Here is a 19837-nt window from a genome sequence, read left to right on the forward strand (position 1 = left end):
GCTCAGGTTACCGAGCCGTCCTGCGCGCACCGCACCCGACCCGCCCCAAGCGACCGGGGCAACCGCACCGGAAGCACCGGAAGCACGGCGGGCCCGCACCGCGGCCCCGCCGCTTTCCGCCCACGGCACCACCACCGCCCGGAAAGCCGGCCCGGCGCGGAGGACGGCGGAGGACGGGAGAGGGGCGGCCGGTGCGCGCGGGACCCCGCAATCCGGCGTATCCGGCGACTTAAGCAGCGCATAAGTGGTTCGTGGGGGCTAAGTGACCTGCGCGACTAATGGGAATTGATCAACGCGAAGGTGATCACGGACATCCGGCCGGGGCCGCGTCCGTGCCTCGCGGGAAGCGGGCGGGAGTGGAGAGTTTCACGCCACACCGGATGATCGCCTTCCGGCCGCAGGGCGAATTCCGGATTCGCTCGTACGGAGTTCCGCCACGCGAACGGAGTAGCGAAAATCGCGTTCTCCCGGGTGGACAAACCGGGACATATGACGCCTTGACCGGCCCCCTCGATGCGTGAAAGTTACGCGTTTCGCATCTGCCGGACAGCGGCTCCGACCTGCGAATACCCGCTCCCGGAAGCCTTTCGCAGCACGTTCGCGCCGTTGTTGTCAAGCCCCGAGATATGCCCTGACCTGCGAAAACGCCATTCAGAAGACGCAGTTCTCGTGTTACCCTGGATAGCCACGGAAGGGGTACCTGTCACATGACGTTCAAGGTTGGCGACACCGTGGTCTATCCCCATCACGGGGCCGCGCTGATCGAGGCAATCGAAACTCGCCAGATCAAAGGCGTGGACAAGACCTACTTGGTGCTCAAGGTCGCCCAGGGCGACTTGACAGTGCGTGTGCCTGCGGACAATGCGGAGTTCGTGGGTGTGCGTGATGTGGTCGGTCAGGATGGACTGGACCGGGTCTTCGAGGTGCTGCGCGCGCCTTATGCCGAGGAGCCCACGAACTGGTCGCGTCGTTACAAGGCGAATCTTGAGAAGCTCGCCTCCGGTGACGTCATCAAGGTCGCGGAGGTAGTGCGCGACCTGTGGCGCCGGGAGCGCGAACGCGGTCTCTCCGCAGGTGAGAAGCGAATGCTCGCGAAGGCTCGCCAGATCCTGGTGAGCGAGCTGGCCCTCGCCGAGAACACCAACGAGGACAAGGCCGAAGCGCTGCTCGACGAGGTACTCGCCTCCTGATCCAGCGGCTGAATCACCTGTGCCGTGGTGCCCGATGACCTGAGAGTCGCCGGGCACTGCGGCATGTCTGCGTCAGGCACCGCCCCGGCGCACCGTGCCCGCTTCGCGTCACGCTCTCATCCGGCCCCCCGGCGGGCCCCGGCCCGCTCGTCCTGCGTGAGATACGGCACGCTGGTGCCGTAGAAGTCCACGTGCCCGGGCAGTGGCTCGACCGGAAAGTCACGGAAGGGTCCGGTCTGGGCGCATCGCCCGGCACGCTGTGGGCCTACCCACCCGGCCCGAGCGTACAAACCTGAACGGAAGCGATGTCTGCCGAAACCCGTCCGACGCCCGGCCCCCTGGCCCAGACGCCCCCGACGGTCCCCGTCCGTACCGCCGCCGTGATCCCCGCCGCCGGGCGCGGGGTCAGGCTCGGCCCCGGGGCGCCCAAGGCGCTGCGCGCGCTCAGCGGCACCCCGATGCTGGTGCACGCCGTGCGGGCGATGGCCAACTCGCGGGCCGTGAGCCTCGTGATCGTCGTCGCCCCGCCCGAGGGGGTCGCCGAGGTGGGCGCGCTGCTGTCCGACTACGCCCTGCCCGAGCGCACCGACTTCCGCGTGGTCCCCGGCGGCGAGACCCGGCAGGAGTCCGTACGGCTCGGGCTGGCCGCGCTCCCCGAGGACGTCACGACCGTGCTCGTGCACGACGCGGCCCGCCCCCTCGTGCCCGTCGACACGGTGGACGCGGTGGTGGAGGCGGTGCGCGCGGGCGCCCCCGCCGTCGTCCCCGCCCTGCCGCTGGCCGACACCGTCAAGGAGGTCGAGCCGGACCCGGCGGGCGGCCCCGAGCCCGTCGTCGCGACGCCCGCGCGCGCCCGGCTGCGCGCCGTGCAGACCCCGCAGGGCTTCGACCGCGCCGCGCTCGTCCGCGCCCACGAGACCGTCCCCGTCGACGGCGAGGGCGCGACCGACGACGCCGGGATGTGCGAGACGCTCGGGCTGCCCGTCGTCGTCGTCCCCGGCCACGCCGAGGCGTTCAAGGTGACCCGCCCCCTGGACCTCGTCCTCGCCGAGGCCGTACTCGCCCGCAGGAGGGCCAACGATGGCTACTGAGTTCCGGCTGCCGAAGGTCGGCATCGGCACCGACGTGCACGCCTTCGAGGCGGGCCGCGAACTGTGGTGCGCGGGCCTGCTGTGGGACGAGGCCGCCTCCGGGGGATACGGACTGGCCGGGCACTCCGACGGCGACGTCGCCGCGCACGCCGCGTGCGACGCGCTGTTCTCCGCCGCCGGGATCGGCGACCTCGGCGCGCACTTCGGCACCTCGCGGCCCGAGTGGGCCGGGGCGGCCGGGGCCACCCTCCTCGCCGAGGCGGCCCGCCTCGTACGGGCCGAGGGCTTCGAGATCGGCAACATCGCGGTGCAGGTCATCGGGGTCCGCCCCAAGATCGGCAGACGCCGGGCCGAGGCGCAGGCGGCGCTGTCCGCCGCCGCCGGGGCCGAGGTGTCGGTCTCCGGCACGACGACCGACGGGCTGGGGCTCACCGGCCGGGGCGAAGGACTGGCGGCGCTCGCCACGGCGGTCGTCTGGGCGCGGTAGCCGTCCCCGCACCCTGTGGACATCAGGACGGCGGGACGGCGGGACGGTGGGGCGGCGGTCGGCCGGGTTCGGTCCGCGGCCGACCGCGCTGGTGCGCCGGGGCCGCGACCCACACCCGTGCGCACCGCCTCGTGGACGGTCCCGCCGCCCCTCCCGCGTCGCCCTCCGGACACCTCCCGGCCCCGGTGCGCACCGAAGCGCACCGTTGAGGTACAGGCAGTGCGCGGCTCCGTCTACCCTGGAGGGGTGACTATTCGCCTGTACGACACCAGCGCCCGGCAGATCCGTGATTTCAGCCCCCTCGTGCCGGGCTGCGTCTCGATCTACCTGTGTGGCGCCACCGTGCAGGCCGCACCGCACATCGGGCACATCCGCTCGGGCCTCAACTTCGACATCATGCGCCGCTGGTTCGCCTACCGCGGCTACGAGGTCACGTTCATCCGCAACGTCACGGACATCGACGACAAGATCATCGCCAAGTCCGCCGAGCAGAGCCGCCCCTGGTGGGCCATCGGCTACGAGAACGAGCGCGCCTTCAACGACGGCTACGCCGCCCTCGGCTGCCTCCCGCCAAGCTACGAACCGCGAGCCACCGGCCACGTCACCGAGATGGTCGAGATGATGCGCACCCTCATCGCGCGCGGTCACGCCTACGAGGCGGACGGCAACGTGTACTTCGACGTGCGCTCCTTCCCCGCGTACCTGTCGCTGTCCAACCAGAGCCTCGACGATCTGCGCCAGCCCTCCGGCGAGGGCGAGACCGGCAAGCGGGACCCGCGCGACTTCGCGATGTGGAAGGCGGCCAAGCCCGGCGAGCCGAGCTGGGAGACGCCCTGGGGGCGCGGCCGTCCCGGCTGGCACCTGGAGTGCTCCGCGATGGCCCACAAGTACCTGGGCCAGGTCTTCGACATCCACGGCGGCGGGATCGACCTGATCTTCCCGCACCACGAGAACGAGATCGCCCAGGCCGTCGCGTACGGAGACGAGTTCGCCCGCTACTGGGTGCACAACTCCTGGGTCACCATGAGCGGCGAGAAGATGTCCAAGTCGCTCGGCAACTCCGTCCTCGTGAGCGAGATGGTCAAGCAGTGGCGGCCCATCGTGCTGCGCTACTACCTCGGCACCCCGCACTACCGCTCGACCATCGAGTACTCCGAGGAGGCGCTGCGCGACGCGGAGTCCGCCTTCGCCCGGATCGAGGGCTTCGTGCAGCGCGTCGGCGAACTCGCGGGCGGCGAGGTCGCCCCCGCCGAGGAGGTCCCGCCCGCCTTCGCCGAGGCCATGGACGACGACCTCGGCGTCCCGCAGGCCCTCGCGATCGTGCACACCACCGTCCGCCAGGGCAACAGCGCGCTCGCCGCCGACGACAAGGAGGCCGCCGTCGCCCGGCTCGCCGAGGTGCGCGCCATGCTCGGGGTGCTCGGCCTCGACCCGCTGGACGCGCGGTGGACCGGCGAGGGCGGCGAACGCGCCGAGGACCTGCACGGCGTCGTCGACACCCTCGTCCGGCTCGTCCTCGACCAGCGCGAGGCCGCCCGCGCCCGCAAGGACTGGCCCGCCGCGGACGCCATCCGCGACCAGCTCGGCCAGTCCGGCCTCGTCATCGAGGACTCCCCGGCCGGCCCCCGCTGGACCCTCGGACCACGCTGAACCGCACCGGTACGGGCCCGGCCGCCCCGCGGCCACCCGTACCGGCGCGGTCGCCCGCACACTTCCGTACGCTCGTAAGTGACGCCCGCGGTCTCCCGGGCCCGCCCGCACGCACGACCGGCCGTACGACCGGCTCCCTCCCCGCACACTCCAGACTTCTCAGTAACCCGGACTTTCCAGAAACAGGTAGATCATGGCCGCGAACAACCGACGCATGTCCGGCAAGAAGGGCGCGCAGGTCGGCAGCGGTGGCCAACGGCGCCGCGGCCTCGAAGGCAAGGGCCCCACGCCGCCCGCCGAAGCACGCAAGGGACACGTCAAGAACCGCCTCGCCAACGCCAAGGCCAAGCAGGCACAGGCGCGCTCCCGCGCCACGAAGGGCCGGGGCAACCGCTCCACCTCCGAACTGGTCGTCGGCCGCAACCCCGTCTTCGAGGCGCTGCGCGACGGGGTGCCCGCGACGGCGCTCTACGTCCAGCAGTTCATCGACAACGACGAGCGGGTGCGCGACGCCCTCAAGCTCGCCGCCGACCGCGGCGGCATCCACCTCATGGAGGCCCCGCGCCCCGAGCTGGACCGCATGACCAACGGGCTCAACCACCAGGGCCTCGTCCTCCAGGTCCCGCCCTACGAGTACGCGCACCCCGAGGACCTCGCCGCCGCCGCGTACGACGAGGGCCGCGACCCGCTCGTCGTCGCCCTCGACGGCGTGACCGACCCGCGCAACCTCGGCGCCGTCGTCCGCTCCGTCTCCGCGTTCGGCGGCCACGGCGTGATCGTCCCCGAGCGGCGCGCCGCCGGGATGACCGCGGGGGCCTGGAAGTCCTCGGCGGGCGCCGCCGCGCGCACCCCCGTGGCCCGCGTCACCAACCTGACCCGCGCCCTGGAGGCGTACAAGAAGGCCGGGATCGCGGTCGTCGGCCTCGCCGCCGACGGTGACACCACCGTCGGCGAACTGGCCGCGCTCGACGGCCCGGTCGTCATCGTGGTCGGCAGCGAGGGCAAGGGGCTGTCCCGGCTCGTCGGCGAGACCTGCGACTACCGCGTGTCCATCCCGATGCCGGGTGGCGCCGAGTCCCTCAACGCCGGGGTCGCCGCCGGGATCGTGCTGTACGAGGCGGCCCGCCGCCGCGCCTGATCCGTACGGCCCCCGGGAGCGCGGGAAGCGCGGCAACGGGGGCCGTGGCCGTACGGGTTGGGAGGCTACCGGGCTGTCGCCGTACGGGTTGGGAAGATCTTGACGCGGCCCGGACAGATCGTCCGCGTCAAGGCAGTGTCCAAAGCACCCATCACTCGGTTAGATGAGTGTGGACACAAGAACACCCCGCAATCCCACCGGGGGAACCTCGACGGGATTCGACGAGCCCCCACCGCTGGCCATGGTCAAGGTGGCCAGCGACCCGGCGCAGGTGATCGTCTCGCACGCGAGTTTCCGCGTGCAGCTCCCCTCCACCGCGCAGCCCCGCTCCGCCCGCGTCGCCGCCCGCCGTCCCGCGGGCGCGGCGCCGGGCGAGGCCCGCCGCGCGCCCGTCGTCGGCGGGGCCGGCAGCGGGGTCGCCCGCCGCCGCGCCCCGGTGGTCTGGAGTGGCCGCTCCGCCCCCGGCGACACGGCCGCGACCGGGCTGCTCCAGGCGGTGCGCACGACGGGCGTGCGCCACCCGGAGACGGCCGGTTCCGGCTACGAGGACGGCGTCCCGGCGCAGGCCGCCCCGGTGCTCGACACCGAGGACACCCAGCCCTTCGGACGCCCCAAGGACCTCCTGGGGCCCCAGAGCCCCGCCGAGTCCCGCTCCGCCGCCACCGGCACCGTCGAGGCGCCCGCCCGCACCTCCCTCCTCCCGCACATGCGCAGCTACGGCAGCGCCTACGAGGAGAGCGGGTACGGCGGCGGGCCCGGCGAGGAGCCCGGCCGCCCGCACGTGGACCACGAGGACGCCGTCGCCCTCGACGACAGCACCCGCGAACTGCGCCGCGTCGAGCCGCTCCCCAACCGGGGCGGGGCCGCGACCCGCAAGTCCGAGTCGGCGGTGCGCCACGCGTACTACCCGGGCCGCCGTATGAACCTCGGCGTGGTCCTGCTCCCGCTGCGCGTCTTCCTCGGCCTCATCTCGGTGTACGCCGGGATGGGCAAGCTGTGCGACCCCGTGTACTTCGACGGCGGCGAGCGCGGCTCCATGGTCAAGTGGCTCAACTCCCTGCACCCGTGGGCGCTCGCCGAGCCGATGCGCGACTTCGCGCTCCAGCACCCGGTGGGCGCCGGGCTGACCATCGCCTTCCTCCAGGTCATCGCGGGCGTCCTGACGGTGTTCGGCCTGTGGCAGCGGGTCGCCGCGAGCCTCGGCGCGCTGCTGTCGGCGGCGCTGCTCGTGACGGTCAGCTGGAAGACCGTCCCCGCCTACGACGCACCCGACTTCATCTACCTCGCCGCGTGGAGCCCGCTCGTTATCGCGGGTGCCCCCGTGTACTCGGTGGACGGCCGGCTCGCGAGCGAGGCCTGGCGCCGGCTCGGCCCGCGCGTCACGCTCGCCGCGCTGCGCCGCCGTGTCCTGCGGCGCGGCACACTCGCCGCGACCGTCATCGTGGGCTGCACCCTGCTCGTCGGCTCACTGCTCGGCAGCGCCGTCCGCGACTCCGACCGGGTCACCGGCCCCGGGCAGACCCCGCGCAACGAACTGCCCGGCGCCCCGCTGCCGAAGGAGCCCGGCAAGAAGCGGGCCCCCAAGAGCAGCACGAGCCCCAGCACGTCGGGCACGCCCACGCAGGGCCAGCAGGGCGGTAGCCCCGCCCCGCAGCCCTCGCGCAGCAGCGACTCCCCGGCACAGCCGGAGGCGGCGACCGGGGCGGCCACCTCCCCGGGCTCGGGCACGGCCCAGCAGCAGCCGAGCGAGACCCAGGGCAGTTCGACCCCGGGCAGCGGTGGCGCGCAGCAGGCGCCCCCGCCCCAGCAGCAGGCCCCGCAGCAGCAGGCCCCGTCCTCCTCCGGCGGGGGCGGCCCCACGTCCTCCGGGGGCGGTACGACGGGCGGCGGCGCCCCCGCCGAGGGCGGCTCGGGCGGCGGCTCGGGCGGCGGCGGTTCCGAACCGGAGCCCGAAGGCGGCTCCCTGGGCGGCCTGTTCGGCTGATCCTGGACGGACGCGACGGGCCGCGTGGACCGTTCGCGACACCGGACGCGGTACGAGAGCGGGGCCCTGCCGGGTGGATGGCGGGGCCCCGCTCCGTATGCGGTCTCGTACGCGCTCCCGCGTGCGGTCTCGTACGCGGTGCGGAGGGCGCGGAGGGCACGGATCTGCCGGGGGAGGCCCGGTGACCGGCGAGACCCGGTACCGGCGGGCGGGGGTCTAACGCCGGTCGCCGGCCAGCTCCCTGGCGGCTTCCTTGAGGTCCTTGGCGGTGTCGATGGCCCGCCAGTAGGCGCCCTGCGGGAGGGGGTAGCCGGCGAGCCTGCGCTCGCGCGCGAGGTGCGGGAAGGTCGTCCGCTCGTGGTCGCCCCGGCCGGGCAGCAGACCGGCGAACTCGGGGGCGAGGACGTACACCCCGGCGTTGATCAGATACGGCGACGGGGGCGCCTCGATGAAGTCGGTGATGTGGCCGAAGGCGTCGGTCTCGACGGCGCCCCAGGGGATGCGGGGCCGGGCCAGTGCGAGCGTCGCGGTCGCGGCGCGCTCCGCGTGGAAGGCGGCCATGGAACGCAGCGGGAACCTGGTCCAGATGTCCCCGTTGGTGGCGTACCAGGGTTCGTCGGGATGCGGCAGCCGGGCCGCGGCGTACTTCAGCCCGCCGCCCCGGCCGAGGGGCTCCTTCTCGACTACCGTCCGTACCCGCAGGGGGAGTTCGGTGTGGTCCAGCCAGTCCTGGAGGACGTCCGCGAGATGCCCGCAGGACACGACGGCGTCCGTGACGCCCTCATGGGCGAGCCAGTCGAGCTGGTGGCCGATGATCGGCACCCCGGTCCCGGGGATCTCGACCATCGGCTTGGGACGGTCGTCCGTGTAGGGCCGCAGCCGCGAGCCCTGGCCGCCGGCCAGGATCACCGCCTGGCGCGGAAGGCCCGGAGTCCGGCCGGTGGGGGCGGCCGGCTCTGGGCGGGTGTTCGATTCGCCGTTCATGGCGGAACTTTACGCGGCACCACGGGGCGCCCGGGCGTGAACGGCGGGGTGTCCGTACCGGGTCAGCTCTGATGGGCGGCCACCCCCGTCGCGTACGCGGTGTCGCACACGGGACGGGAGAAGGACTGGGCGCGCGAGGGGCCGTAGGCGCGGACGGCGGCCTCACCGAGGGAACGGGCGATGGACACGCAGTGCCCGGCGAGCGAGGGACGCTCGTGGATCTCCTGCTGGAGGTGGGTCAGCGCGATGCCCGGGTCCTTCTCCTTCAGCTCGGCCAGCAGCCGGTCGCGCAGCCGGTCCTGCGGGGTGCGGCTGCGGGCGGGGGCCGAGATGTCGGTGGCGGAGGCGGTCAGCGCGGAGGACTCGACGGGCGTCGTGGTCCAGCTGACCCGGGTCACGGCGAGGGTCCCGGAGAGCACCAGGACGACGGGCAGGACGAGGGCGAGGGAACGGCCGATACGGCGAGCGGTGTGGTTCACGCGTGAGAGCGTAGCGGGCAGTGATGGCATGGCGACATTTAGTCACTCTCCCGAGTGACGTTTCGCTGCGCCCTCGCTGTACGGAAGTTGACGTCGAAGGGTGGGGCGGCGGAACCGGAACCGTCAATTCCCTTAGCGTGGCGGGCTTTCCGGGGAGGCGGCGGGCCTTCCCCCGGGGGTGGGGGAGGAAAACCGGGGGGCGCGGCGGCAGCCCGTGACCCGGTGGGCCGCGGACGCCTTGGGGCCGGGGTCGGAGAAGGGGCCGCGCACGCCGAGGCCCCGCCCCCACCGCTGACGCGGGGAGGACGGGGCCGGGGTGCTGCGTTCGCCGACAGCCGTCGGCGGACGGTCGTCAGTCGCTGAGGCGCTCGCCGGTGGAGGTGGCGAACACGTGCGACTCGCCGGGACGCGGGACGACGTGGAGCACGGCGCCCTTCTCCGGGACGGCACGGCTGTTGCCGCGGATGACCAGGTCCTTGGTCTCGCCGCCGACCTGGACGGTGCCGAAGATGAAGGCGTCGGCGCCGGTCTCCTCGACGACGTTCACGGTGATCGGCAGACCGGCCGGGGCGTCCTTCGACAGGGCGGCCTTGTCGGCGGCGCTCGCCTGCTCGGCGATGTCGAAGTGCTCGGGGCGCACACCGACGGTCACGGTCTTGTCGCCCTTGTCGGCGGCGGCCTTGAGAGCGTCGCGGTTGACCGGGACGATCGAGTTGCCGAACTTCACGCCACCGTCGGTGATCGGCACCTCGATGAGGTTCATCGCGGGGGAGCCGATGAAGCCGGCCACGAACAGGTTCGCGGGCTTGTCGTACATGTTGCGCGGGGAGTCGACCTGCTGGAGCAGACCGTCCTTGAGCACGGCCACCCGGTCGCCCATCGTCATGGCCTCGACCTGGTCGTGGGTGACGTAGACGGTGGTGATGCCGAGCCGGCGCTGGAGCGAGGCGATCTGCGTACGCGTCGACACGCGCAGCTTGGCGTCGAGGTTCGACAGCGGCTCGTCCATGAGGAAGACCTGCGGCTCACGGACGATGGCACGGCCCATCGCGACACGCTGACGCTGACCACCGGAGAGCGCCTTCGGCTTGCGGTCGAGGTACTCGGAGAGGTCGAGGATCTTCGCCGCCTCCTCGACCTTCGCGCGGATCTCCGTCTTGTTGACGCCGGCGATCTTCAGGGCGAAGCCCATGTTGTCGGCGACCGTCATGTGCGGGTACAGCGCGTAGTTCTGGAACACCATGGCGATGTCCCGGTCCTTGGGCGGCAGGTGCGTCACATCGCGCTCGCCGATGCGGATCGCTCCGCCGTTGACGTCCTCAAGCCCCGCGAGCATGCGCAGGGAGGTGGACTTACCGCAGCCGGACGGACCGACGAGCACGAGGAACTCGCCGTCCTCGATCGCGATCTCCAGCTGGTCGACAGCGGGCTTCTCGGAACCCGGGTACACACGAGTTGCCTTGTCGAACGTCACAGTGGCCATGATGAGGCCCCCTTCACCGGCAGGAACGTGCCGGACGATCCGAGTAAAGGAAGATGAGTGGTTGTAGTCCACACGGGTGAACCGGAGCTTGACGCTACCCCCGGGAACTCCACTTGTCAGTACTCCGGCTCATGTGATGTTCACCGACTTTTCGCCCGGACAGGACAAGGCGGGGTGACGGCCGGGTGCGGGGTGACGCGGTGGTGCGCGGCGGTGGACTGCGGGTGACGGCCGGCGCCGGGTGTGGGACGAGCGGTGACCGTGCGCGACGACGAGTGAAACGGGTCCGGCGAACAAGGCCGCCCGCCCGCCCGACCGCCCCGCCCGCACCTCGGGCCGAGGGGGCCGCGCAGGACCCTGCGCCGACCAGCCCCCCTGGTCCTGCGGCGGCGGGCCCGCGCGAACGCCCCTGCACCGACCGCCCCCCGGGTCTCCGGTGGCTGGCACACGCACGCCCCGCGCCCGTACGAATCCCCGTCCCACACCCCTGACCCGCCCCCGCGCTCCGGTTACACTGCCGGAGCACGCCTCCTTAGCTCAGCTGGCCAGAGCAACGCTCTTGTAAAGCGTAGGTCGTCGGTTCGAATCCGACAGGGGGCTCTGCGCAGGCCCAGGTCAGAGCCTCTCCGACCTGGGTCTTTGCTTTTGCTTCGCCCCTCTTCCCTGCTTTCGTGCCCTCATCGGCGCCCCCTCCCGGACCCCCGGTGGCCGAGCGGTGGCCAAACGGGCAAGCGGCGTGCGGCACCGGTGGCCCGGAGCGCCTCGGCGTTCGTGCGACTGCTTCTCTTGCCATTGTCGAGTTACGACAACCGGTCACCGAGCGCATTCCCACTCGACGGCACGCCGCCTCACCTCCCGCGCCCACGCGACTCAGCGCTTGACGCTAGTGCGGATGGCAAGGGGGCAGCCCGAGGAGATGGTTCGTGACTCGGGAGAGCGTTTCGGTGACCATCCCCTCGTAGCGTGGAGCCCGTGGTTGCAGGGGGAGTTGGGATTCATGGGGTCGAAGAAGAAGCCGCCGTACGATGCCGAGTTCCGTGAGGGCGCGGTGCGGATCGTGGTCGAGACCGGGAGGTCGGCCGGGGACGTCGCCGAGGAGCTCGGCATTAACCCGGGCACGCTGCACAGCTGGGTGTCGCGGTGGCGGCGCAACGGCACGACGTCCGCGGACCGGCCCGTGCAACCGACAGCCGCCAGTGGCAGTGGGGGCCGGTGGTCGGGTGCGGGAGGCCGAGCGGGCGGAGCTGGAGCGGCTGCGCCGGGAGATGGCCGAGAAGAACAAGTGGATCCGGGAGCTGGTGATGGAGCGTGATGTCTTCAAGCGATGCATGGACCTCTGGGTGAAGTGACGGAGAACGCTCCGGAGGCGGTGGCCGCCTTCATCGGTAACCAGAGGGTCGAGCACGGCGTCCCGCACCGGGTGTCCTGCCGGGTGGTCGGGGTGAGCGAGGCAGTGTTCTACAAGTGGCGCCGGCGCCCCGACGAGCCGACGAAACGCGAGGTGCGGAGGGCGAGGCTGGAGGAACGGATCATCCACTTCTTCACCGCGTCCGGCGGCACCTACGGCTCGCCGAGGATCACTTTGGACCTGTGGGCGGAGAACTGGAAGGTGTCGGTGAACACCGTCGCGGAGCTCATGGCCGAGCTCGGTCTGCAGGGCCGCAAACCGCCCAGGCGGCGGTCGTTGACCCGGCAGGGCAGGCGGAAGGCCGCTCCTGATCTGGTGAATCGCCGTTTCGACGCGGTGGCCCCGGACGTGCTCTGGTACGGGGACATGACCGAGATCGAGACCGGCGAGGGCAAGATCTATCTGGCCACGGTCCTGGATGCGTTCTCGCGCCGCTGCCTCGGCTATGCCATGGGCGAGCATCACGACGCGGCCCTGGTCGGCGCGTCGTTGAAGATGGCGGCCGCGACACGCGGCGGCCGGAGGGACGCGGACGATCTTTCACAGCGCCAGAGGAAGTGAGTACACGTCAGAGGCGTACAACACCCTGTGTGACCGCCTGGGCGTGGTGCAGTCCATGGGCGGGTGGGGTCAGCGCTGGACAACGCCGCCGCGGAGTCGTTCAACTCGCTGATCAAGGTCGAGTACATCCACCGGCACCGGTTCGCCACCCACACCGAGGCCCGCCTGAAGATCGCCACCTGGATCACCGGGTTCTACAAACCGAGACGCAGGCACAGCGCGGCCGGCGGCCTTCCGCCGCAGGAGTTCGAACGGACCATCACCGAAGCACGCAAGAAGAGCGACCAGAGGTGCCAGGCCGCATAGAAGAGGTCTCTACGAAACCAGGGGATTGACAAAGCAGGAATCCTTCGGGATCGGCGGCGAAGGGCCGACGGGCGTGGGTGAGCGACGCCCCGGTCAGGTGCGCGGCAGGGGCGGGGGGTGCGGCGCATGGGGCCGGGGATGCGGGTGACCCTGCTGTGGTCGAGGGCCAGGACCTCCGGCCCGCGTGCGGCCAGGGGGCGGCGGGGACGAGCGCTGTGGGCGCGATGGCCAGGACGTTGCCCCGGACGGCGCGGGCCTCGGCGGCGGTGTCGGGGAGTGGGACGTCGCCGCTCCCGATCGTGCCGCTCGTGACACCAGCGGGGTGTACGCCGGGGGCGAGGCTGGCGGTCTCGGGCAGTCGGTGCACTCTGTCGAGGCGGGCCCGAAATCCGCGCCGACAAGGCGTACTTCTCCGCCGAGCACCTCGCCTGGCTGCGCGAACGAGGACTGATCCCACGCATCGCCCGGCCCGGCATCGAATCAGGCGAACGGCTCGGCCGACACCGCTGGAAGATCGAGCGATCCATCGCCTGGCTCTTCGGCTACCGCTGCCTCACCGTCCGATACGAGCGAAAGGGCACCCACTTCCTCGCCTTCCTCGGCCTCGCCGCCACGCTGACCTGCTACAAGAAGCTGGCGAAAATCACCACGTGAGACATCCTCTTACTCAGTTGCTGGGGGAGGCAGAGGCTGTCGATCCAGCCAATCCGACCATTCCCGCCCGTGGGACGTGTGGGTCACGACAGAGTGGCCCGTTATGGGTTACAGGGGTCGTTGGTTGCGTGTGGTGCCGTGGGGTGTGTGCGCGGCGGCAGCCGTGTGGCTGGTCATCAGCGGCATCGTTGGCGGGTGGGACAAAGCGGATCAGAAGGCTAGTGTGGTCGGCGCGGTGAGCGGTCTGGTGGCTCTGGTGCTGACAATTCATGCCCGGCTGGGCCGGAATGCCGATGTGGGGCTGGGTATCTTTGCCGACGAGCTTGCGTTCGCGGTGAAGCGGCAGTGGGACGACGAGGTCGAGGCCCGGCGCTTGAACGACCCGTATCCTCTGCCCGTCGCCTGGCGTACGGCCGATGCGGCACTGACCGAGCCCTGGGCCCGGCTGACCAGCCTGGCCAGTGACTGGCCCGGCGGCCCGCCCGGTGATCCCGCCGGGTGGCCTGCGAACGAGGCCGATCTCGCGGGACACTACGTGCAGATCCACGAGGTCTTCGCCCACCGCGTGCCCACCCGTCGGCTGGTCGTGCTCGGCGAGCCCGGCTCCGGCAAGACCGTGCTGCTCATCCGCCTGCTCCAGGATCTGATCCAGCGCCGGGAGGATGGCGAACCTGTACCGGTCTTGTTCTCCCTCGCCTCTTGGGACCCCACCCACGATTCCCTCGAAGCCTGGCTGGCCGAACAGCTACGACGCAGTTACCCCGGCCTGCGTGCCCCAGCACCGACCATCACCGCCGCACTAGGCACCCGTCATGCCGATCTGGCTCAGGCTCTGCTGGCAACCGGAAGCATTATCCCGCTGCTCGACGGCTTCGACGAGCTACCCCCAGCCCTGCACACCGTGGCGCTGGACACCCTCAACCGGACAATGCTCGCCCGACAGCCCCTGGTCCTGTCCAGCCGCGCCGCCCCCTATCGCACAGCCCTGGCCAGGCCCGACGCAACGGTCCGGCTCAACGGAGCAGCCGGCATCCACCTGCTCCCCCTCACACCTCAGTCCGCCGCCGACTACCTCCGCCGCGACGCAGGCGGTCCCCACGCCTCCGCCGCCAACCGCTGGAACCAGGTGATCACCCACCTGGGCACCAACACCCCTGCCGGGCAAGCATTGAGCACCCCATTCGGACTGTTCCTGGCCCGCACCATCTACAACCCCCGCCCCCAAGCCACGCCCGGACCCTACCCACACCCGGACGAACTCTGCGACACCGCCGCCTACCCCACCCGTGCCGCCCTGGACACCCACCTGCTCAACGCCTACATCCCCGCCGCCTACAGCCCTCACAACCCCAACCCGTCCCCCTGGACCAAACTCCAGGCTCTTCGCACCCTCACCTTTCTTGCCCACCACCTGGAAAACCACCGCGACGGCACCCCCAACCTCGCCTGGTGGGAACTCCACTACGCTGTCTCCGCCCGCACCAAACGCATCATCTACGGTGTACTCGGCGGCATCGGGATTGCATTCATTTCAGTGTCCACTGGTGCCCCGTGGGTAGGCTTTGCAATCGGGTTCTCCCTCGCACTCGCCTCCACCACCCTGTCCCTGCTACTGCCCGCAATCCGGCGCACCCCAGGCACACGTCTGAACCTGGCCCTCCGCGCGCTCGCCTACAGCCTCACTCTGAGCATCCTTTGGATAGCGTTTACCCTTCTCGCGACAACCTTGCTAGGCATCGAGACGCCACAGTGGAAGGAATTGTCCACGCTATACCTCATCCTCGGAGGGGCTGTCATCACGCTGCTGACCGTCTTCAGACGGACGCGTACAGGGGCACCCAAGGCGCGAATCCGCTGGTCGCTCAGCTCCACGCTGATCGCATTGCTTTGGGTGCCTGGCCTGATTATTTTTAGTGGTGTTGGATATTTTCTCGGGCCTATAATTGCGTTGTTGCACATAGTCGCGCGAGGGATGAGATCAGATCCTTCCGACCTAACCACCGAGGTCGGAGCGGCCCCACTACTTGCCCTGGACCGCCGCATCTGCCTTACGTTCGCGCCGATGGGGGGTCTCGCCTCCGGTCTCATCACCCCTTTCACCATATTCGCCGTTCCCTCGCCGGCCGAAGTGGCAATCACGGTCGGCTGCGGGGTAATTATTGGTCTGGCGGTCGGTGCTTTCCATACAGCTTGGGCAGACTTCGTGGCATCAAGGACCTACCTTGCGATACGCCGCCGAGTGCCCTGGCGTCTCATGCCGTTTCTCCAGGATGCGCACGAACACCGCGGCGTGCTAAGGCAGATCGGAACCGTCTACCAGTTCCGGCACATCGAACTGCAACGCCACCTTGCTCAGCAGCCCTGGCCACCCGCCACATAGGAAGACTCGCACGGCATCCACCGAATCCCGCGCCCTCTATACCAATGTGATCGACAGCGCGCCCGCTGTAGCGTTCTCGGTCACACGGCAAACCCAACAGTGGCAGCGGCCCACCGGTCGCCGGTCCGCTGCGACAGAATAGGGAGGCGCGGGATATTCAGCTCGCTCGAACACCCAGTGCGATGGTGACAATCATCTACCTGAGGTTCCCCCGGGATGCGGGAGTCGATGACAGAGGGGCAGATGGTTTTCATGAGAGGAACATCGACCATGGCTGCCCCCCAGAAAATACTCACTGGAGTTGCGTGAGCGTGCGGTGCGGATGTATCGCACGTCGGATCCGAAGCCGCAGATCAAGAAGCTGGCCGTCGACATTGGCGTCCACCCCGAGGCCCTGCGGGGCTGGATCCGGCAGGCCGAGGCGGATGCCGGTGAGCGTGATGACCGGCTGACTACCGACGAACACGCCGAGCTGGTGGCACTGCGGAAGGAGAACGCCCAGCTCAAGCGGGCGAACGACGTGCTGCGGACGGCCTCGGCGTTTTTCGCGGCGCAACTCGACCCGACCCGGCCCAGGTGACCGCGCTCCTCGACGAGCATCCACACCTGGGAGTCGAGTGCGTACTCCGGGAGCTTTCCATCGCCTCCTCCACCTACTACCGCTGGCGCCGCGCTGAGAAGGAGCCCTGCGAGCGGCGGCGCCGCGACGTCGAGCTCACCGAGCAGATCAAGGCGATCCATACCGGGTCCGGTGGCATCTACGGTCGCCACGGGTGCACGCCATGCTGAAACGCGAGGGCGTCCACGTGGGCCGCAAGCGCGTCGAGCGGTTGATGCGCGAGGCCGGTCTGGCGGGTCTCAGCCCGCGCCGGGGCGGTTTCACGCGCCGGGATCCCAAGGCCGCGCTCGCCCCGGACCTCGTCAACCGGGACTTCACCGCTCAGGGGCCGAACCGTCTGTGGGTCACCGATCTGACGATGATCCCGACCGCAGAGGGACCGCTGTGGCTGTCCGCGATCCGCGACGCGTTCTCCCGCCGGGTCGTGGCCTGGAAAACCTCCGCCCGCGCGGACACCGACCTGGTCCTGTCCAGCCTGGAGTACGCGCTCGCCTCCCGCGAGGTCGAGCCCGGCAAGCTCATTCACCACGCCGACCACGGCTGCCAATATACGTCCATCAAGCTTACAACTCGCCTGGTGAGGGCGGGAATTGAGGCTTCGATGGACTCGGTCGGCGACAGTTACGACAACGCCCTCGCGGAGAATCTGTGGATGCTGACGAAGACCGAGTGCGTCCGCGGTCGCGTCTTCGTCACCAGGGCCGAGGCGAACCTCGCGCTCTTCGAGTACTTCGATGGTTTCTACAACAGCCGGCGCATCCAGAAGCGGCTCGGCTACCTCAGCCCGATCGAGTTCGAGGAGAAGCACTACGCCGAGCAGGCAACGGCCGAACGAGCGAACCTGAAACCCCTCCAACCCGCCCTGACCCGCTGATCAGCACCTCCCGAGCAACGGGGGAACCTCAGCCCCAGCGACCGGGATCTTCCAATGCCCAGTGGGCGATATCGAGGTAGAAGGCCCGCACCTGGGTGAGCGTGTCCCGGTGGTTGAGCCTCTCGACCTTCGTGCTCATGCGTCGGCCGTCGGGGCCGATAACGGTCTTGTCCTTGGTGCGCATCCTCTGCTTCCACTGCCCGATGACGTTCGGGGCAAGACGGAGACTGTCAGCGTCGGGATGATGGTGCTCGATGTCCTGCCAGAAGCGCTTGCCGAGGTGGTAGGAGAGAGACTTCAAGCTGTTGTAGTCCAGAGCGGGCTGGCGTTCACGGAGATAGTCCACCAGCAGGTCACGGACGGGACGGCAGCGCAGTTCGTAGCGGTCGACCAGTTCCTCAGGGGTCCGCTGTCCTCGGTTGCGGACCTCGCGCAGATTCTGTGGGGCATGCTCTCCCAGGGCTCCGAGCTGGTGCAGCAGCCGGTAGAACACTTCCGTCCCCGCCGTCATCCGCTTGAGGACCGTGGCCTGGGCCTCGAAGAGCTCCAGGACGTCGCCGACGGTGATCCCGGTCAGCATGCCGCCCTTGGCCGCGAGGATGAGGGCGCTGCGGCAGAGAGCTGCGCTGACGGCACCCGACCGTACGTCCTCGACTGACGCGCCCAGCTCCCGCAAGCGCTCGAACCCGCGCGGGTCGCGGCTGCGGGCCATGGAGCGAACCAGAACCCCTTGGCGACTGGCCCCCGCGGCCAGCCAGTCCACCGACGGCCGCAGAAGATCAGCACTGATCACTGTCGTCAGGGCCCGGCCCACCACCGGCATGAGCCAGGCTGCCTTGAGACCGCGCTCGTGCAGCCACTGCTTGATCACTGGCCGCCAGGCGGAGCCGGCTTGCTCGATGCCGCTGGCCGCCACCGCTCCTGCCAGGTCTGTCCCGGCTGGTCTTCCAGCCAGTCCAGCACCATGACGATGCCGTGCTTGTGGTGCAGCTCGCTGCCGACGTTCTCCAGCGTGAACGGCGGACGGGACAGCCGCCGGGCCACCTCAGTGCGGGAGCGCTCGGTGCCCGGCCAGATGTCCGGAACGGCGCGGGCGGGGAAGCGCTGCTGGGCTGCCATGGAACGGGTGAGTTGAGGGTCCAATCCAGCGGCCGGTGCGCGAGAGCCGGCACGCGCCAACGAAGTGATGGTCACCGGGCACCGGCTCCGAACAGCACATCGAGACTTTCCGGCCGGTAGTCGGCTGCTGGAGGCGGGGCGACGCGGCCGGCCGCCTGACGCGTCTGCTCGGCGTGGTGGGCCAGTAGGCGCCGGATCACCGCCTCCTTGCGAGGCGTGAGGTAAAGCTGCGGCGTGGTCAACTGAGCGTGACCAAGGACGAATTGGACATCTGTGAGAGGGAGGCTGGGGTCCTCGGCCATCCGGTAGCCGGCAGTGTGCCGCAGCGCGTGCAGCGTCGCGGAAGTTCCCGCCTTGGAGCTCGCCCGTTCGAACATGCGGTGAACCGCATGGTAGGTCAACGGCCTCGACGGCGAGCGCAGGGTCCACCACAGCGGGAGACCCCGCCCGCGCGGGATCGCATCGTCCATCTCCAGCTGGTAGAGCCGCAGCCAGACGAACGCATCGGTCGAGGCGGGAAGTTCCTGGACCTCGCCGGTGCCCTTGCGAACCACCGAGATCAGCTGGCGCCCCGGATCAACGCCGGCCTGCCAAGTGCTGAGCAGTTCACTGGCACGGGCGCCAGTGGAGACGTAGAAGGCAACCAGGGCCCGGTCCCGGTGCGAAGGAAGCCGGGCGAAGATCTCGTTGAACTCCTCGTCAGGGACGCTGCGGGGCACCCTGTTGGGCACTCTCGGCCGGTAGAGCCCGGCGCGTTCGTTACGGGCCGGGTCCATCGGGTTGCGATGGGCGTGAGCCCGCCGACCGCGACGTGCTCGGTCCAGCGGGAACGGGTTGAGGACCCGCCCGGTGCCAATGTCGCGGTGGAAGTCGTAGAAACTCCGCAGCACTGTCTCGCTGTGCGCTCGCACCGACGATGCGTACGGCTTGCCCCCTGCGGCCCACCGGCCCGCTTCGCTCGGGCGTCGCCAGTGCGGACGTCTCGGCTGCCCGGCGACCTGAAGCCAGCGGGAGAAGTCCCTCGCCTCGATCCGGCTCGCTCGGTCCCACGGCACCTCGACAGCCCAAAGGAAGCGGAACCAGCGCAGCATGTCCATCCCGTAGGAACGGGCCGTCGCTGCCGAACGGCCGGCTCCCTGCAGGTCCCGTAGGAAGGAGCGAGCTCCCTCGACCGGTTCTCTGTCCGGGTCGATGAGCCGGTAGGGCTCCCACGGATCATCCATGGCCACCAGTTCCCCGACCAGGGGGATGGACAGGCTCGCCAGGTCTCGAGATGCCTCCATGGCCGACTCAGCGACGTCTCCGCCACAAGGCCACTGACCTGCGAAAACTCCGCCAGTAGTTCAGTCAACAGCTCGTTGTCGGAGCCCTTCTTGAACTCCACCACCACCGGGGCGCCGTTCTCGTCCACCCCCAGCGTGTCGATCCGC

Annotated in this window: 20 protein-coding genes, 1 tRNA gene and 1 pseudogene; 16 read left to right on the plus strand and 6 right to left on the minus strand. The window is 70.3% G+C overall.

Going from position 1 to position 19837, the window contains the following annotated elements:
* Window positions 1–707 precede the first annotated feature (707 nt).
* From AB0J21_RS03935 to AB0J21_RS03960, 6 genes are all read left to right on the plus strand, one after another.
* Window positions 708–1190 carry a CarD family transcriptional regulator gene (locus tag AB0J21_RS03935; RefSeq protein WP_003953493.1) on the plus strand — a complete coding sequence of 161 codons (483 nt, stop codon included), beginning with the start codon at window positions 708–710 and terminating at the stop codon, window positions 1188–1190.
* A gap of 305 nt (window positions 1191–1495) precedes the next feature.
* On the plus strand, window positions 1496–2281 hold the full coding sequence (gene ispD / locus AB0J21_RS03940) for a 2-C-methyl-D-erythritol 4-phosphate cytidylyltransferase (RefSeq protein WP_363144204.1): 786 nt from the start codon (window positions 1496–1498) through the stop codon (window positions 2279–2281).
* The gene (gene ispF / locus AB0J21_RS03945) at window positions 2271–2768 is read left to right on the plus strand and encodes a 2-C-methyl-D-erythritol 2,4-cyclodiphosphate synthase (protein ID WP_363144205.1); all 498 of its coding nucleotides are present in this window, start codon (window positions 2271–2273) and stop codon (window positions 2766–2768) included. The genes ispD and ispF overlap by 11 nt, the downstream gene beginning before the upstream one ends.
* Before the next feature lie 246 nt (window positions 2769–3014).
* Entirely contained in the window at window positions 3015–4418 is a 1404-nt protein-coding gene (gene cysS / locus AB0J21_RS03950; RefSeq protein WP_363144206.1) for a cysteine--tRNA ligase, read from the plus strand.
* Between the two features lie 193 nt (window positions 4419–4611).
* Window positions 4612–5556: a 23S rRNA (guanosine(2251)-2'-O)-methyltransferase RlmB gene (gene rlmB, locus AB0J21_RS03955; RefSeq protein ID WP_363144207.1), complete on the plus strand. Its 945-nt coding sequence runs from the start codon at window positions 4612–4614 to the stop codon at window positions 5554–5556.
* A gap of 163 nt (window positions 5557–5719) precedes the next feature.
* The gene (locus tag AB0J21_RS03960; protein ID WP_363144208.1) at window positions 5720–7540 is read left to right on the plus strand and encodes a DoxX family protein; all 1821 of its coding nucleotides are present in this window, start codon (window positions 5720–5722) and stop codon (window positions 7538–7540) included.
* A gap of 216 nt (window positions 7541–7756) precedes the next feature.
* On the opposite strand, the gene AB0J21_RS03965 is transcribed toward AB0J21_RS03960, so the two are convergent.
* The 3 genes from AB0J21_RS03965 to ugpC all read right to left on the minus strand — a co-directional run bounded on the left by AB0J21_RS03965 (window position 7757) and on the right by ugpC (window position 10486).
* Window positions 7757–8524, minus strand: coding sequence for a nucleotidyltransferase family protein (locus AB0J21_RS03965; protein ID WP_363144209.1), 768 nt, complete (start codon window positions 8522–8524; stop codon window positions 7757–7759).
* 62 nt (window positions 8525–8586) lie between these two features.
* Window positions 8587–9003 carry a hypothetical protein gene (locus tag AB0J21_RS03970; RefSeq protein ID WP_363144210.1) on the minus strand — a complete coding sequence of 139 codons (417 nt, stop codon included), beginning with the start codon at window positions 9001–9003 and terminating at the stop codon, window positions 8587–8589.
* Window positions 9004–9355: 352 nt separating this feature from the next.
* A complete protein-coding gene (gene ugpC / locus AB0J21_RS03975) occupies window positions 9356–10486 on the minus strand; it encodes a sn-glycerol-3-phosphate ABC transporter ATP-binding protein UgpC (RefSeq protein ID WP_363144211.1) in 1131 nt (376 codons plus the stop codon).
* A 526-nt stretch (window positions 10487–11012) separates the two neighbouring features.
* Between ugpC and AB0J21_RS03980 the strand changes: the two genes are divergently transcribed.
* The 10 genes and pseudogenes from AB0J21_RS03980 (at window position 11013) to AB0J21_RS04025 (ending at window position 17288) form a co-directional block, all read left to right on the plus strand.
* Window positions 11013–11086: transfer RNA gene (locus AB0J21_RS03980), tRNA-Thr, on the plus strand.
* Window positions 11087–11483: 397 nt separating this feature from the next.
* Window positions 11484–11615, plus strand: a pseudogene (locus tag AB0J21_RS03985) (transposase); the annotation flags it as partial.
* A 73-nt stretch (window positions 11616–11688) separates the two neighbouring features.
* Window positions 11689–11835, plus strand: a complete 147-nt coding sequence (locus AB0J21_RS03990; protein ID WP_363144724.1) for a hypothetical protein — start codon at window positions 11689–11691, stop codon at window positions 11833–11835.
* Between the two features lie 20 nt (window positions 11836–11855).
* Entirely contained in the window at window positions 11856–12455 is a 600-nt protein-coding gene (locus AB0J21_RS03995) for an IS3 family transposase (protein WP_363144212.1), read from the plus strand.
* A 63-nt stretch (window positions 12456–12518) separates the two neighbouring features.
* Window positions 12519–12761 carry an integrase core domain-containing protein gene (locus AB0J21_RS04000; protein WP_363144213.1) on the plus strand — a complete coding sequence of 81 codons (243 nt, stop codon included), beginning with the start codon at window positions 12519–12521 and terminating at the stop codon, window positions 12759–12761.
* A gap of 387 nt (window positions 12762–13148) precedes the next feature.
* Window positions 13149–13415, plus strand: coding sequence for a transposase (locus tag AB0J21_RS04005; protein ID WP_363144684.1), 267 nt, complete (start codon window positions 13149–13151; stop codon window positions 13413–13415).
* A gap of 133 nt (window positions 13416–13548) precedes the next feature.
* Window positions 13549–15795, plus strand: coding sequence for an NACHT domain-containing protein (locus AB0J21_RS04010; RefSeq protein WP_363144214.1), 2247 nt, complete (start codon window positions 13549–13551; stop codon window positions 15793–15795).
* Between the two features lie 295 nt (window positions 15796–16090).
* The gene (locus AB0J21_RS04015) at window positions 16091–16375 is read left to right on the plus strand and encodes a transposase (protein ID WP_363144685.1); all 285 of its coding nucleotides are present in this window, start codon (window positions 16091–16093) and stop codon (window positions 16373–16375) included.
* Window positions 16372–16584 carry a hypothetical protein gene (locus AB0J21_RS04020; protein ID WP_363144215.1) on the plus strand — a complete coding sequence of 71 codons (213 nt, stop codon included), beginning with the start codon at window positions 16372–16374 and terminating at the stop codon, window positions 16582–16584. Before AB0J21_RS04015 ends, AB0J21_RS04020 begins: the two co-directional genes overlap by 4 nt.
* Complete coding sequence (locus tag AB0J21_RS04025; RefSeq protein WP_363144686.1) at window positions 16578–17288, plus strand: IS3 family transposase; 711 nt, start codon at window positions 16578–16580, stop codon at window positions 17286–17288. The genes AB0J21_RS04020 and AB0J21_RS04025 overlap by 7 nt, the downstream gene beginning before the upstream one ends.
* 28 nt (window positions 17289–17316) lie before the next feature.
* On the opposite strand, the gene AB0J21_RS04030 is transcribed toward AB0J21_RS04025, so the two are convergent.
* The 3 genes from AB0J21_RS04030 to AB0J21_RS04040 form a co-directional block, all read right to left on the minus strand.
* Window positions 17317–18204, minus strand: a complete 888-nt coding sequence (locus AB0J21_RS04030; RefSeq protein WP_363144216.1) for a hypothetical protein — start codon at window positions 18202–18204, stop codon at window positions 17317–17319.
* Window positions 18156–18407 carry a hypothetical protein gene (locus AB0J21_RS04035; protein WP_363144217.1) on the minus strand — a complete coding sequence of 84 codons (252 nt, stop codon included), beginning with the start codon at window positions 18405–18407 and terminating at the stop codon, window positions 18156–18158. Before AB0J21_RS04035 ends, AB0J21_RS04030 begins: the two co-directional genes overlap by 49 nt.
* 71 nt (window positions 18408–18478) lie before the next feature.
* On the minus strand, window positions 18479–19690 hold the full coding sequence (locus tag AB0J21_RS04040) for a site-specific integrase (RefSeq protein WP_363144218.1): 1212 nt from the start codon (window positions 19688–19690) through the stop codon (window positions 18479–18481).
* Window positions 19691–19837: the final 147 nt, after the last annotated feature.

The sequence above is a fragment of the Streptomyces sp. NPDC049954 genome (genome assembly GCF_040656295.1).
Taxonomy (GTDB): Bacteria; Actinomycetota; Actinomycetes; order Streptomycetales; family Streptomycetaceae; genus Streptomyces.

Excerpts from the sequence above, each read along its gene's own strand:
- AB0J21_RS03965 (WP_363144209.1), bottom strand. The coding sequence starts at position 8,524 with ATGAACGGCGAATCGAACACCCGCCCAGAGCCGGCCGCCCCCACCGGC.
- ispF (WP_363144205.1), top strand. The coding sequence starts at position 2,271 with ATGGCTACTGAGTTCCGGCTGCCGAAGGTCGGCATCGGCACCGACGTG.
- ugpC (WP_363144211.1), bottom strand. The coding sequence starts at position 10,486 with ATGGCCACTGTGACGTTCGACAAGGCAACTCGTGTGTACCCGGGTTCC.
- rlmB (WP_363144207.1), top strand. The coding sequence starts at position 4,612 with ATGGCCGCGAACAACCGACGCATGTCCGGCAAGAAGGGCGCGCAGGTC.
- AB0J21_RS03960 (WP_363144208.1), top strand. The coding sequence starts at position 5,720 with ATGAGTGTGGACACAAGAACACCCCGCAATCCCACCGGGGGAACCTCG.
- ispD (WP_363144204.1), top strand. The coding sequence starts at position 1,496 with ATGTCTGCCGAAACCCGTCCGACGCCCGGCCCCCTGGCCCAGACGCCC.
- AB0J21_RS04035 (WP_363144217.1), bottom strand. The coding sequence starts at position 18,407 with ATGGCAGCCCAGCAGCGCTTCCCCGCCCGCGCCGTTCCGGACATCTGG.
- AB0J21_RS04025 (WP_363144686.1), top strand. The coding sequence starts at position 16,578 with ATGCTGAAACGCGAGGGCGTCCACGTGGGCCGCAAGCGCGTCGAGCGG.
- AB0J21_RS03935 (WP_003953493.1), top strand. The coding sequence starts at position 708 with ATGACGTTCAAGGTTGGCGACACCGTGGTCTATCCCCATCACGGGGCC.
- AB0J21_RS04040 (WP_363144218.1), bottom strand. The coding sequence starts at position 19,690 with ATGGAGGCATCTCGAGACCTGGCGAGCCTGTCCATCCCCCTGGTCGGG.